Source organism: Salinicola endophyticus (assembly GCF_040536835.1).
GTDB classification, from domain to species: domain Bacteria; phylum Pseudomonadota; class Gammaproteobacteria; order Pseudomonadales; family Halomonadaceae; genus Salinicola; species Salinicola endophyticus_A.
Genome location: NZ_CP159578.1, coordinates 619,862 through 632,297 on the forward strand (window position 1 = coordinate 619,862; position 12,436 = coordinate 632,297).

The 12,436-nt window shown below is 68.3% G+C and carries 11 protein-coding genes; 5 read left to right on the plus strand and 6 right to left on the minus strand.

Features of this window, described 5'->3' with window-relative positions; all coding sequences use genetic code 11:
• Positions 1–43 precede the first annotated feature (43 nt).
• Together ABV408_RS02990 and ABV408_RS02995 are read left to right on the plus strand one after the other, a co-directional pair.
• On the plus strand, positions 44–1,519 hold the full coding sequence (locus ABV408_RS02990; RefSeq protein ID WP_353980994.1) for an aminoacyl-histidine dipeptidase: 1,476 nt from the start codon (positions 44–46) through the stop codon (positions 1,517–1,519).
• A 191-nt stretch (positions 1,520–1,710) separates the two neighbouring features.
• Positions 1,711–2,319, plus strand: a complete 609-nt coding sequence (locus ABV408_RS02995) for a Vat family streptogramin A O-acetyltransferase (protein ID WP_405049936.1) — start codon at positions 1,711–1,713, stop codon at positions 2,317–2,319.
• A gap of 42 nt (positions 2,320–2,361) precedes the next feature.
• Here ABV408_RS02995 and ABV408_RS03000 read toward each other — a convergent pair whose 3' ends face one another.
• Together ABV408_RS03000 and ABV408_RS03005 are read right to left on the minus strand one after the other, a co-directional pair.
• Positions 2,362–3,507: a phosphatase domain-containing protein gene (locus tag ABV408_RS03000; protein ID WP_353980996.1), complete on the minus strand. Its 1,146-nt coding sequence runs from the start codon at positions 3,505–3,507 to the stop codon at positions 2,362–2,364.
• A gap of 114 nt (positions 3,508–3,621) precedes the next feature.
• Positions 3,622–4,185, minus strand: coding sequence for a type 1 glutamine amidotransferase domain-containing protein (locus ABV408_RS03005; protein ID WP_106418683.1), 564 nt, complete (start codon positions 4,183–4,185; stop codon positions 3,622–3,624).
• A gap of 162 nt (positions 4,186–4,347) precedes the next feature.
• Between ABV408_RS03005 and rmuC the strand changes: the two genes are divergently transcribed.
• Entirely contained in the window at positions 4,348–5,904 is a 1,557-nt protein-coding gene (rmuC, locus tag ABV408_RS03010) for a DNA recombination protein RmuC (RefSeq protein WP_353980997.1), read from the plus strand.
• On the opposite strand, the gene ABV408_RS03015 is transcribed toward rmuC, so the two are convergent.
• The 4 genes from ABV408_RS03015 to ABV408_RS03030 all read right to left on the minus strand — a co-directional run bounded on the left by ABV408_RS03015 (position 5,901) and on the right by ABV408_RS03030 (position 11,143).
• The gene (locus ABV408_RS03015) at positions 5,901–7,466 is read right to left on the minus strand and encodes a chemotaxis protein CheW (RefSeq protein ID WP_353980998.1); all 1,566 of its coding nucleotides are present in this window, start codon (positions 7,464–7,466) and stop codon (positions 5,901–5,903) included. The genes rmuC and ABV408_RS03015 overlap by 4 nt on opposite strands.
• Complete coding sequence (locus tag ABV408_RS03020) at positions 7,463–9,199, minus strand: PAS domain-containing methyl-accepting chemotaxis protein (RefSeq protein WP_353980999.1); 1,737 nt, start codon at positions 9,197–9,199, stop codon at positions 7,463–7,465. The genes ABV408_RS03015 and ABV408_RS03020 overlap by 4 nt, the downstream gene beginning before the upstream one ends.
• 196 nt (positions 9,200–9,395) lie before the next feature.
• On the minus strand, positions 9,396–9,869 hold the full coding sequence (locus ABV408_RS03025; RefSeq protein ID WP_353981000.1) for a Dps family protein: 474 nt from the start codon (positions 9,867–9,869) through the stop codon (positions 9,396–9,398).
• A 131-nt stretch (positions 9,870–10,000) separates the two neighbouring features.
• Positions 10,001–11,143 carry a glycerate kinase gene (locus ABV408_RS03030; protein ID WP_353981001.1) on the minus strand — a complete coding sequence of 381 codons (1,143 nt, stop codon included), beginning with the start codon at positions 11,141–11,143 and terminating at the stop codon, positions 10,001–10,003.
• A 214-nt stretch (positions 11,144–11,357) separates the two neighbouring features.
• Here ABV408_RS03030 and ABV408_RS03035 point away from each other — a divergent pair, with 214 nt between their 5' ends.
• Together ABV408_RS03035 and ABV408_RS03040 are read left to right on the plus strand one after the other, a co-directional pair.
• Positions 11,358–11,975 carry a hypothetical protein gene (locus tag ABV408_RS03035; RefSeq protein WP_353981002.1) on the plus strand — a complete coding sequence of 206 codons (618 nt, stop codon included), beginning with the start codon at positions 11,358–11,360 and terminating at the stop codon, positions 11,973–11,975.
• A complete protein-coding gene (locus ABV408_RS03040) occupies positions 11,972–12,385 on the plus strand; it encodes a hypothetical protein (RefSeq protein ID WP_353981003.1) in 414 nt (137 codons plus the stop codon). The genes ABV408_RS03035 and ABV408_RS03040 overlap by 4 nt, the downstream gene beginning before the upstream one ends.
• Positions 12,386–12,436: the final 51 nt, after the last annotated feature.

Below are 12,436 nucleotides of genomic sequence, written 5' to 3' on the forward strand. Positions count from 1 at the left end.
AAGCCTGCCGCCGCCTGCGGGTGTCGGCGAGGCCGGAATCGACATGAACGATCATCTGTTAACGCTCTCTCCCGAACCCGTCTGGCGGCATTTCCGTACCCTGTGCAACACGCCGCGGCCCTCGGGGCACGAAGCCCGGCTGGTGGCAACGCTGGAGCAGTGGGCCGATGCCCAAGGGCTCGCTCACGATCGCGACAGCAGCGGTAACCTGCGCATCCGCAAGCCGGCCACGCCCGGCTGCGAGTCGGTCCCGGGGATCATCCTCCAGGGGCATCTGGACATGGTCACCCAGGCCAACGCCGACCGCCCTCATGACTTTCTCAACGACCCGCTCGACGCCTACGTCGAAGATGGCTGGCTGCACGCCCGCGGCACCACCCTGGGCGCCGACAATGGTCTCGGCGTGGCCGCCGCGCTGGCGATCCTGGAAACCGACGACATCGCCCACGGGCCGATCGAGGCGCTGTTCACGCTGGAAGAAGAGACCTCGATGAAGGGCGCGCTGGGCCTCGAGGAGGGCTGGCTCGAAGGGCGCTATCTGCTCAACCTCGACTCCGAGGATCGCGGCGAGGTCTATATCGGCTGCGCCGGCGGCGCCGACGTGGTGATCGACGCCGACCTGCCGATGCGTGGCTGCGACGAGGAAGAGGTGATGCGGCGTCTGGCGCTCACCGGCCTGGTCGGCGGCCACTCCGGGGTCGATATCCACAAGGAGCGCGGCAACGCCAACCGGCTGCTGGTGCGCGCGTTGCGGGCGCTGGAGGCGTACGACATCCGTCTGGTCGACTACCATGGCGGCACCCTGCGCAACGCCCTGCCGCGGGAAGCCTTCGCCACCATCGTGGTCAACGAGAGCCATCTGCCGGCACTGGAAGCGACCCTGGCCGAGCTACAGGCGCTCTACCGCGACGAGCTGGCCGGCGTCGACGACGGCGTCAGCCTGACGCTCTCGCCGGGCGAGCTCTCCTGCGACGCCGCCGAGGCGCTGACCGATACCGCCACCGACCTGCTGGTGGCGGCGCTGCACGCCGCGCCCTACGGCATCGAGCGCATGAGCGTGGAAGTGCCGGGCGTGGTCGAGACCTCCAACAACCTCGGCGTGGTGACGCTGGAGAACGGGCGTTTCCACCTCTGCGCGCTGGTGCGCTCGCTGCGCGATAGCGCCACGCAAAATCTGGCCGACCGCTTCACCGCGCTGTTCGGGCTGATCGGTGCGCGCACCCGGGTCGAGAACGGCTACCCGGGCTGGACGCCGAGCGCCGACAGCGCGCTGCTGGCGCGCTTCAAGCGCCTGCACCAGGAGACGCTGGGTCAGGAACCGGCAGTCAAGGTGATCCACGCCGGGCTCGAGTGCGGCATCATCGGCAGCAAGTACCCGCAGCTGGAGATGATCTCCTTCGGCCCGGTGATCCGGGGCGCCCACTCACCCACCGAGCGCACCGAGATCGCCTCGGTCGAGGAGTTCTGGCAGGTGCTCAAGGCGCTGGTGGCGGATATCGGCTCGGGCCGCGCGGCCTGATCAGCCGCTGCCGGGCAGAGGCCCTCGGGCCGGCGGCGCCATGACGCCGGCCTGACAACGACAGCGCGCCTCGACGCCCCGCGGCAGACTGCGATTGCTCCCCTGGTGTTGGGGAAGCGCGTTGGGGAAACGCGCTGGAAAAACTCGTTGGAGAAACCTTGAACGGTCCGAATCCAGACACCAAGCACCCCATGGAGGGGTTTCCGCAGGTTTGTTTCATCAAGAATACCGTGCGGAATCCGAATATCGTCGTCGGCGACTATACCTACTACGACGATCCTGAGGCGCCGGAGGATTTCGAGCGCAACGTCCTCTATCACTTCCCGTTCATCGGCGACAAGCTGGTCATCGGCAAGTTCTGCGCCATCGCGCGCGGTGCGACATTCATCATGAATGGGGCCAATCACAAGCTTTCGGGCATCTCCACGTATCCCTTCCAGATCTTTGGCCATGGCTGGGAAAAGGTCATGCCGGAAGCGGGTGACCTGCCGTTCAAGGGCGACACCGTCATCGGTAACGATGTCTGGATCGGTTACGACGCATTGATCATGCCCGGCGTGACCATCGGCAATGGCGCCATCGTTTCTTCGCGCGCCGTGGTGGTATCCGATGTGCCGGCCTATACCATCGTCGGCGGCAATCCGGCCAAACCCATCAAGCAGCGCTTCGCGCCGGAAGACGTGGCCAGGCTCGAGGCGCTGGCCTGGTGGGACTGGCCCATCGAGAAGATCACGCAACACCTGGAAGACATCGTCGCGGGTGACATCGATGCGCTGATGGCCTGCTCGCCCCACGCCTGACGAATCGACTCGGCGGCGGTGTCAACGCGCCGCCGCAGCGGCTCACTCGCGCTGCTGCTGGGCGCGGGTATCGGCGCGTACCGCATCCAACCCTTCCTCCGAAATCAGCCCCTTGGCGTGGGCGTGTTCGGCCATGCTCACACTGTCGCGGGCGAGCACCAGCTCGCAGCCGGCGTGGCGCAGCTCCTCGGCCAGGGCGGCGATTGCGGCGTCGCGCGCCGGGTCGTCGTCCACCTTGCGGATGTAGATCGCGCGGACCCGATCCGGGTGCGCCTTGACGATCTCGGTATAGACCTCCGGGTCGTGCTGGCCGCTGTCGCCGATCAGTACGAAGGGCAGGTCGTCGTAGAGTGCCAGCATGTTGCGGATCACGTCCGACTTGTGCTCCTCGGCCTTGCGCGGCCAGGGGCGCTTGAGGGTCATGCCCCACTCGCGCAGGAACAGGATCGGCCCGACCGGAATGCGGTTCAGATTGAAGAACGCTTCGAGCATTTCGTAGATGCTCCAGGGTCCGCGCGAGACGTAGAGCATGGGGCGCTTGCGGTTGCCCTCGATACCGCCGTAGAGCGCACGGTAGAGCGCGGCGACGCCGGGAAAGGCGGTGCGCTGGTCGGCTGTCTCGACGAACAGCCGATAGAGCATCTTGAGCTTGTTGGCGACCCCGGTGTACATCACGGTGTCGTCGATGTCGCTGATCACGATCAGGTCGGTGCTGGTCGGCGGGATATAGACTTCGGTCTCGGTGCTGATCGCATCCGCCTCGGAGAGCACCTGCAGCTTGGCGGTGTGCCAGATCGCATCGCCGGGCAGGCTGTGGGTGATCTCGATATGCGCGTAGAAGTAGCCGTCACGGTCGGTGGTCACCGAGGCGTGGGTGGTGCCGAGCCGGATGTCGACCTGTGCCTCGGCGATGCCGCGGCGCACCACGCGGCGGGTGATATCGACCAGATCCTGCATCATGCCGCCCTCCTGCCACGCCAGCAGGCGCCCCGGCTGGCGGAACACGCGCCCCATGATGAAGGCTTCGCGCTGCGAGCCGTAGCCGCGGAACGGGTGCACCACGACCCCGCCGCGGCCGCTGTCGCGGCGTACCGGGCGCGTGAACAGGCGCACCAGTTTCTTGGCGAAGTGGGCCAGCTTGCTGACGAACAGGCGCGGCAGGCGGCGCGAAGAGGTGGAGTGAGTCACGGGCTGGCGGTTCCTGGATCGAGTGCCTTGAGTATGGGAAGCCTCGGGCGATCCCGCAAAGCACACGAAAACGCCCGCCTGGCGGCGGGCGTTCGGTCTCATGCGGGATGACGCTCAGGCGTGCTGCTGGCTGTGCCGGCCTTCGGCCAGCTCTTCGAGCAGCTTGGCGTTGAAGGCGTCGAGATCCTTCGGTGTGCGGCTGGTGACGAAGCCGCTGTCGACCACCACCGATTCGTCCACCCAGTGGGCACCGGCGTTCTTCAGATCCTGCGCGACCGAGGGCACCGAGGTGAGCTTGCGCCCCTCGACCACGCCGGCGTTGATCAGGATCCAGGGCGCATGGCAGATCGCCGCGACCGGCTTGCCGGCCTCGAAGAACGCCTTGACGAAGGCCAGCGCCTTGTCGTTGATGCGCAGGGTGTCCGGGTTGAACAGGCCGCCTGGCAGCACCAGCGCGTGGTAGTCGCTGGGGTTGGCGGCATCGAGAGCCTTGTCGGCCTCGTAGGTGTCACCCCACTCGGTCTCGGCCCACGCGCGAATGCCCTTGCCGTCCGGGGTGATGACGTGCGTTTCCACGCCCTGGCCTTGCAGTGCGGCGCGGGGCGAGGCAAGTTCGGACTCCTCGAAGCCGTCGGCGGCGAGAATGGCGACGCGTTTACCGTTGAGTTGCTGAGCCATCGTGACCTCCTGGTCGTGATGTGTCATGGAGTGTGTGGGCACGTGGGCCATCCCGGTCCACGTGTTGCCCGCCCCTCAGTGTGGAACATGAGGGCGAGAGTGCAAGCCGGCCCTGGCGGGCGGCGGTAAAGTCATGGAACGCATGAGCGGAGGGAGAGCGCGATGAACACGCACACGCTGGTGCTCGTCTGGGGGCTGGTCGGCCTGCTGGTGCTGGCCGGCGGGTCCGCCCTATGGCAGTGGCGCCGGGCAAGGGCCAGGGCAGAGGGGCTCGGCACGCGGCTGCGCGAGGTGGAGGGCCAGCGCCAACGCCTGGAACAGGAGCTGGCCCAGAGTGATGCCCAGCAGGACGAGCTGCGCGAGCGCGAAGCCGAACTCAAGCGCCAGCTGGCCCAGCGCGACCAGCAGGTGGAGAGCCTCAATGCGCGTCTGGCGGATCTGCGCGAGCGCTATGGCCGGCTCGAGACCCTGAACGAGCAGCAGCAGCGCCAGCACGCCGAGCGCCTCGAGCTTCTGGAGCAGACCAAGACGCGCCTGGCGCAGGAGTTCGAGGCGTTGGCGGGGCGGATCTTCGATGAGCGCCAGCGCGCCTACAGCGCCCAGAGCCGCGACAGCCTCGAAGCGCTGCTCAAGCCCTTCCGCGAGCAGGTCAGCGGGTTTCGCCAGCGGCTCGAGGAGATCCATGGCCAGGAGGTGCGCGAGCGCACCACGCTCAAGGTGCAGATCGACCAGCTCGCCACCCTCAACCGCCAGATCACCGAAGAGGCCGCCAACCTGACCCGGGCACTCAAGGGCGACAAGAAGATGCAGGGTAACTGGGGCGAGGTGATGCTGGAGTCTGTGCTCGAACGCTCCGGGCTGCGCCGCGACATCGAGTACCGCCGCGAAGTCTCGATCGAAGGCGAGCAGGGCCGCCAGCGCCCCGACGCGGTGATCTACCTGCCCGACGACAAGCATCTGATCGTCGATGCCAAGGTCTCGCTCAACGCCTATGTGCGCTACGTCAATGCCGAGGAAGACGCCGAGCGCGAGCAGGCGCTGCGCGCCCACGTGCAGGCGATCCGCGCGCACATCGACGGCCTGGCGGGGCGCGACTACCCGCGTCTGCCGGGGCTGCGCTCGCCGGATTTCGTGTTTCTGTTCATGCCCATCGAGCCGGCCTTTGCGGTCGCCTTCCAGTTCGACGACACCCTGTTCCAGGACGCTTTCTCGCGCGACATCGTGGTGGTCACGCCGACTACGCTGCTGGCCAGTCTGCGTACCGTGGCGAGCCTGTGGAATCTGGAGCGCCAGAACGAAAACGCGCGCCATATCGCCGAGCGTGCCGGCAAGCTGCTCGACAAGTTCCAGGGCTTCGTCTCGAGCCTTGAGGATGTAGGGCGTCATCTGGGGCGTGCTCGGGGCAGCTACGATCAGGCCATGGGGCGGCTCTCTACCGGACAGGGCAGTCTGGTCGGTCAGGCGCTGGCGCTGGAGAAGCTCGGTGTGCGCATGAAGCGCGCGCTGCCCGAGCATCTGACCCGGGAGGCCGGAGCGGATGCCGACGAGGCGGCGCTCGACCGCTCCGCGCCCGGCGCCGACGCGAGCCGCGAAGGTGAGCACGGCGATAGCGGTGGCGATGCCAACGATCACGCCGAAGACGCAACGCGCAACGGCCGCGACGATAGCGCAGCCGCGGCCCGCATGCCGGGCCGTTCGGACGTAAGCGGGCCGGGCTAGAGGGGCTCGGCGGCGTTCGCCGGCGCCGCGCTGCTCGCTGCCAGGTCGATCGCCAGTCCCTGCAGACAGATCATGGCCATCACCTGGTGGCGCTCGCCGCTGCCGAGGGCGATCAGCCGCTTGGCGCGTTCGATCGCCGGGGCCGCTGGGTCGATGTCGCCGCGCCAGCGCACCACCAGGCTCTCCTCGGCTGCCTCGATGTAGTCGATGCGCTGCACCGCGTCGGTGAGGAATCCGATCAGCCCCTGGCCGCTATCGGCGATCAGCACGTGCTGGGGCGGGCGCGAGGCGTCGCGGCCCAGCAGACGACGCAGGTCGACCAAGGCCACGCTGCGCCCGTGACGGCGCCAGACGCCGACGAAGCGCGGGTCGCCGCCGCTGGCGAGATAGTCGGTGGGGGCGGCATCGACCGCGTCGAGCTGATCGAGCAGGGTAGTGTAGTCGCCCGCACAGCTGAAGCGCACCAGCGCGAAGCGCCGCCGGGGGTGGTGTTCGGCGGCTGCGCTGCCTGCCTGGGCGCCATCGAGCCGCGCATGCAGGCGCGCCAGCGCACTCAGATTGAGCGCCGACAGCAGCACCCGGTGATCGAGCGCCAGCGCATCGCGCCCCGAGGGTCCGACGACCAGCCCGGCCACCGCCGCCGCCTGGCCCGGGCCGGCCGGTGATAGGGTGCCGTTGGCGCTGAGCGCGGTGACGTGCTCCAGGGCCAGCGCCAGACGCCCTTCGGGGCCATCGAGCACCACCATGTAACTGGGGCGTGCCCGTTGGGGCGCGCGGCCGATCAACTCGCCGGGATCGAACAGCGGCAGCCGCGCGCCGCGCAGCGTGACATTGCCGAGGTAGGCGTCGAGCTCGATCGGCGGCGGTTCGATCTCGGGGCAGTTGGCGACCTCACCGACGATGGCGGTATCCAGCGCCAGCGCCTGGCCGCCGCTCTCCACGATCAGCCAGCGCCGGGCAGTGATCAGCGTTGGCGTGGCGTCACTGGTCACTGTCGGCGATGTCGATGCCTCGGGCGATTGGTGCCCGGGCTGCGCGGCCGACGGTGTGACCGCGACCATCTCCTCCAGCGCGAACAGCGCATCCAGGTCGAGCCGGTAAGCCGGGTGTGCCAGGCTCGGGTGATCGATCAGCGAAGGCGTCAGCGCCAGCGCGGAGCCGTTGCCCTGGCTCACCGCATGCTGCTGGTTTGGCCGCACCTCGATCACGTCGACGATCTGGGTCACGCACAGTCCGAACCGCGCACCGCGATGCGCCACCACGGCGACGAAGCTGGCCTGGGATCCGTCACGGCCCTCGCCCTGGTGCTGGTTCACGGGCGCCTCGTCGTCGGTATCGACGGTGGGCGCTGCCGGGATCTCATGATCGAGCTGCAGCAGACTTGCCAGGTCGACCAGCGGCAGCGGCTGGCCGCGCAGTGACAGCGTGCCCCGCGACCAGGCCGGCGCTCGCGGGCGGGGTGGCGGCAGGCGCTCCAGGCGCACCACCTCGCGCAGGACGTGGGCATCGAGGGCGACATCAGCGGCCCCGACGCGCAGGATGCCGAAGATGTGTGTGCTCATGACGTCCCCCGTTCCTCGCCGCGGGTCGCCCTGGCCAGTTCACGGATCGCGCCGTCGACTCGGTTGGCAGTCTCGAGCTGGGCGCTGGCGGTGGTGGCGATCTCCTCGATCGAGTCGGTGGTCTGGGCCACGCCCTCGACGATGCGCGCGAAGGAGTCGGTGGCGCGCTGGGTCACGGCATTGCCGCTGTCGATGCGCTTGAGCGACTCGCCCAGCAGGCGGTTGATCTGGCGCGTGGCGTCGGCGGACTTCTCGGCCAGCTTGCGCACCTCGTCGGCGACCACCGAGAAGCCCAGGCCGTGCTCACCGGCGCGGGCGGCCTCGATGGCGGCGTTGAACGCCAGCAGGTTGGTCTGGGAGGCGATCTCGCCGATCACCTTGACGATCGCATCGATATCCTCGGACGACTTCTGGATCGCCGCCATCGCCTCGCGCGAGTCGTGCAGCGACTGGGTGCCGCGGTTGGCCTCCTGCTGGGTTTCGCGGGCCAGCGAACGGGTCAGCTGGGTGTTCTCGGCGATCGAGGCGATGGAGGCATTGAGCGCGTGGATCGACTGGCTCATGGCCTCGGTCTGGGCGTGAATGTGTTCTTCCAGCTCGACCTCGGCGGTGATGTCGGTGGCGAACTTGATCACCTTGTAGGGTTTGCCGTCGGCATCGAAGATCGGGTTGTAGGTGGCCTGGATCCAGACCCGGCGGCCATGCTTGCCCAGTCGCATGAAGCGACCATCGAACAGCTCGCCGCGGCTCAGCGCCAGCCAGAAGTCGCGATATTCGCGGCTGACCACATGCTCGGGCGCACAGAACATGCGGTGATGCTGCCCCTCGATCTCGTCGGCGTGATAGCCCAGCGTGTCGAGGAAGTTCTGGTTGGCGGCGAGAATGTTGCCCTTGAGATCGAACTCGATCACCGCCTGGGCGCGGTCGATGGCGTTGATCCGGCCCTTGAACTCGGCGTTGCGCTGGCGCTCGGCGGTCACGTCGTGGGCGAACTTGACCACCTTGTAGGGGCGGCCGCTGGCGTCGAGAATCGGGTTGTAGGTGGCCTGCAGCCAAATGTCACGACCGTGCTTGTCGAGACGGCGGAATTCGCCGCTGTAGAACTCGCCCTGGCGCAGGCGCGCCCAGAACTGGCGGTAGTCGTCGCTCTTGGCGTACTCCGGCTGGCAGAACAGCGCGTGGTGACGGCCCTCGATCTCCTCCAGGCTGTAGCCCACGGTGTCGAGAAAGTGCTGGTTGGCGGTGAGCACATGACCGTCGAGATCGAACTCGATCACCGCCTGGGCGCGATCCATCGCCTTGACCTTGCCCTCGTACTCGGCGACCGCGCGCTTCTGCAGGGTAATGTCCGTGGCCAGCTTGATCACCTTGTGCGGCTTTCCCTCGCCATCGAGCACCGGGTTGTAGGTCGCCTGCAGCCAGATCTCTTCGCCTTGGCGGGTGAGGCGCTTGAACTCGCCGCTGACGAACTCGCCGCGCCCCAGGCGCCCCCAGAACTCCTGATAGGCGCGGCTCTGGGCATGGCGCTCGTCGCAGAACAGGCGGTGATGCTGGCCGATGACCTCGTCGCGGCGATAGCCCATGGCTTCGAGGAAGCGCGCATTGGCGTCGAGCACGTGGCCGTCGAGATCGAACTCGATCACGGCCTGGGAGCGGTTGACCGCCTGCCACAGCGCCTCCAGCGGCGGCGCGGTGATCGAGTCGGTGCCAGAAGCAGAAGTTTCCAGGGACATGCAGTGCCTCCGCGAAGCGGTATGGGAGCCGCGAGCCTGCCTACCGGCAAAGCTCTTGGTGGGTACCGCAACACATCGGCGGGGCGGGGGGGAAGTTTAATGAAACGCGGCTATCGGCGAGATAAACCGGGCCCAAAAGACGATGCCGCCCCGTAGGGCGGCATCGATGGCAGCAGCGGAAAAGAGCGTGAACGCGTCAGCCGAGATAGGCGTTGAGCATCCAGACCGTTTTTTCCTGCTCACGAATGTAGTCGCTCGCCAGCGAGGCGGTGCCCTCGTCGTCGGCGTCGCTGGCCTGCGAGAGAAGGTCGCGCTGAAGCTCGATCAGCACCTGGAGACCCGTCACCAGCCCGCGCACGCACTGCTTGCCGTCGGAGACCTTGGTGTCTTCCTGGATCTTCGATACCGCGAAGTAGTCGCTATAGGCGTGCAGCGGCTGATAGCCCAGGGTCAGGATACGCTCGGCGACCTCGTCGACCTTGGTCAGCAGGTCAGTGTAGACCTCCTCGAACTTGGCGTGCAGCTCGAAGAACTGCTCGCCCTTGACGTTCCAGTGGTAGCCACGCACGTTCATGTAGAAGATCTGGTAGTTGGCCAGCAGTGCGTTGAGCTTCTCGGCGAGCTGCTCGGCTGCGGATGCGTGCAGGCCGATGGCGTTGGTATCCGACATGACATTCCTCCTTAAAAAGAGATGGGCGCGACCAAAGTGTATGTCGCCATGTCGTCGCTGCCCAGCCAAGCCTGGGTATGGCCGGCATAGGCGGCGACTATCCGAGCCGTCTCGGGGAAGAGGATATTCTCTCAGGCCCGACCGCGCTCTGCGCGCCACACCCGCGCCAGGCTGCGGGCGTTGTCCTCCAGCAGGGCGGCGCAGCGGTTCAGTGCGGCGTCGAGGCTTAGCGGCCCGTCGGCGAGGGCGAAGGCGGCGGTGACGCCGTGGTCGAAGGCCGCCTGCCAGCCTTCGCCCAGGCGCCCGGCCAGCACCACGCTGGGTACCCCGTGCTGCTGTGCGCGCCGGGCGATGCCGATCGGCGTCTTGCCGGCGAGGCTCTGACCGTCGAGCTGGCCCTCGCCGGTGATCACCCAGTCGGCGTCGGTGAGCAGCGCGTCGAACCCCACCTGTGCCATGACCAGCTCGATCCCCGGGCGCAGCTCGGCACCCAGAAAGGCGCGGGCGGCAAAGCCCATACCGCCGGCGGCGCCAGCACCGGGCAGCTCGCGATGGTCCTCGCCGAGGACGCGGGCGGCGTGGTCGGCGAAGTGCGCGAGTGCGCCGTCCAAGCGCTCGACGTCGGCGTCGCTGGCGCCTTTCTGCGGGCCGAAGATGGCGCTGGCGCCGCGCGGGCCGAGCAGCGGGTTATCGACGTCGACGGCGGTCTGAACCGTCAAGTTCGCCAGCCGCGGGTCGAGGCCGTCGAGATCGAGTGTCGCCAGTGCCGCCAGTGCCGCGCCGCCCGCTGGCAGTGGCTGGCCGTGGTCATCCAGCAGGCGGGCGCCGAGGGCCACCAGCATGCCGGCACCGGCGTCGTTGGTGGCGCTGCCGCCCAGCGTCAGCACCAGGTGACGGGCGCCGGCGTCCAGCGCCGCCAGTATCAACTCGCCGACCCCATGGGTGGTGCTGTGCAGCGCGGTGCGCTCGTCACGGGTCAGGGCCTGCAGCCCGCTCGCCTCTGCCAGCTCGATGAAGGCGGTGTGAGACTCGGCGATCCAGCCCCAGCTCGCCTCTGCCGGGCGGCCCAGGGCATCCTGCACCCGCGTGCGGCGGCGCTCGGCGCCGGTGGCCGCGAGCAGGGCGTCCAGCGTGCCCTCACCGCCATCGCCCATGGGGCACTCATGCAGGCTCGCTTCGGGCCACTCGCGGGCGATGCCGCGGGCCACGGCAGCAGCGGCCTCGCGGGCGCTGAGCGCGTCCTTGTAACTGTCGGGAGCAATGACGATCTTCATCGAATCCTCGGCTATGGCTGACGGCGTGGGTGCGGCCGTGGGTACAGGCCTGGGCGCAGTGGCGCGACCAGCATAGCGCCGTTCGACGCCCGCGGCGACGGCCCGGCCCGCGGCAGGGTGAAGGCCGTTTTCAGAAACGCCTAATGGACATGGACCGACGACAGACCAACTGTCATGCTCACGCTGTTCGCCGTTGCCTCTCGAGGAGAGTGCCATGAAACCATCATCCTGGCGTCGCCGACTGCCCCGCGCGACGCGCTCCAGCCCCACGGGCTGGTTCGTGGTCGGTGCGGTGGTGGCGCTGACCAGCGGCTGTCAGTCGCTGGCCGCGCCGGAGCCGCTTGCCGCCACTCGCTCGGATTCACTGCCCGCCGCCTGTCAGTGGCCGGCCACCGGGGAGACCCTGGCCCGCCTGCGTGCCACCCGCCAGGCGCTGGAGCAGCAGGGCTATCAAGTGCTCGATACCGACGCCAAGCTGGGGCTGGTCAGCGCCGAGCGGCGTACCGCCCAGCCCGGCCTGGGGGCGGTCGACAGCCCCTTCGGGCGTACCGGGTTCTGGGGCGGCTTCGGCCTCGGTGGTAGCCACGGCTACTCGCTGGGGGTGTTCCAGGGTTTCGGCGGTGGCTACAACACCGACCCGGTGCAGATCGAGCGGGTCTCGGTGGTCACGCCCGAGGCGACCACCTACGTCGACCGCGATTCGGTGGTGGTCGATCACAACGGCTACCTGATCGATGCGCGCAGCTACAACCAGCCCGGCTTCTGCGCCCAGTTGCGTCAGTCGATCGACTCTCAACTGGCGGCCCCGGCCGCGTCAGGAGCAAGCCCATGACCTCACGCTTTCCGCGTATCCCGCGCCTTGGGCTTTCGTTGACGCTGATCCTGCTGCTGGGGCTCGCCGGCTGCGCGGTGAACCCGCCAGCACAGCCGCGCAGTATCGCCGTCACCGCCAGCGAGGACGCCACCCTGCGCGCGACGCTGGCGATGCTCGCCGAGCGCGGCTTCGTGATTCGTCAGGCCGACGGCGACCTGCGCCAGATCGATGCGGTGCTCGCCTCGCGCAGCGGCTACGAGATACACGCCGAGGTGACCGGCGGCAGCCAGCGCCCGCCGGGGCTGGTGCTGCAGAACGGGAATACTTATCTCACCCTGAGCGGTCGCCGCGGCGGCCAGCCGCTGGACGCCGTGTCGCTCGATCCGCTGTTCATCGACGTGCAGCGCCGCCTGGGGCTGCTGCCGTGAACCGCGAGTCGTACGCAGATCAGCGTCATCGGGCTCGGTTGGGGTCGCGCC